Here is a 923-nt window from a genome sequence, read left to right as displayed (position 1 = left end):
CGCTGTGATCTGGGTGGCGCTGTTGACGACATAGCTGGTGGCATTGGTGGTGCCGAACTTGACGCCCGCGGCACCGGTCGCCCCTGTCAGATTGGTGCCGGTGATCACCACCGAGGTGCCGCCGGTGGCCGGGCCCGCCGTGGGCGACACCGCGGTGACCGTCGGTGCCGCGACATAGGTGTATTGATCGCCTGCGCCCGTCGCGCTGGTGCCGCCGGGGGTGGTGACGGTGACATCGACGGTACCGGTGCCGGCGGGGGCGGTGGCCGTGATCGAGGTTGCGTTGACGAAGGAGAAGCTCGTCGCATTGGTCGCGCCGAACTTGACGGCCGTCACTCCGGTGAAGTTGGTGCCGGTGATGGTCAGCGTCGTGCCACCCGCGGTCGGCCCGCTGGTCGGACTGATCGTTGTGACGGTCGGCGCCGGAATGTAGGTGAACTGGTCAGCGGCGCTGGTCGCGCTGGTGCCGCCGAGCGTCGTCACGCGGATGTCCACGGTGCCGCTCCCCGCAGGGGCGGTGGCCGTGATCTGCGTCGCGCTGACAACGGAGAATCCTGCGGCAGCGGTCCCGCCGAATGCGACTGCGCTCGCACCGGTGAAGTTCGTGCCGGTGATGGTCACGGTCGTTCCGCCGCTGCCCGGACCGCTGGTCGGGCTGACGGACGAGACGGTCGGCGCCGCAACATAGGTGTATTGATCAGCGGCGCCGGTCGCACTGGTGCCGCCTGCCGTGGTCACYGTGACATCGACCGTGCCCGTTCCGGCCGGCGCGACCGCTGTGATCTGGGTGGCGCTGTTGACGACATAGCTGGTGGCATTGGTGGTGCCGAACTTGACGCCCGCGGCACCGGTCGCCCCTGTCAGATTGGTGCCGGTGATCACCACCGAGGTGCCGCCGGTGGCCGGGCCCGCCGTGGGCGACA

Annotated in this window: 1 protein-coding gene; it reads right to left on the bottom strand. The window is 69.5% G+C overall.

What is annotated here, in order from left to right; translation table 11 throughout:
• Positions 1 to 923: IPT/TIG domain-containing protein (locus tag AB4Z37_RS32925; RefSeq protein WP_441520870.1), on the bottom strand; the 923-nt coding region annotated here is incomplete at both ends.

Source organism: Bradyrhizobium sp. 2TAF24 (assembly GCF_052115025.1).
Taxonomy (GTDB): domain Bacteria; phylum Pseudomonadota; class Alphaproteobacteria; order Rhizobiales; family Xanthobacteraceae; genus Bradyrhizobium_A.
Note: the sequence above shows the minus strand (reverse complement) of the source record. Positions and strands in the feature narration are given on the sequence as shown.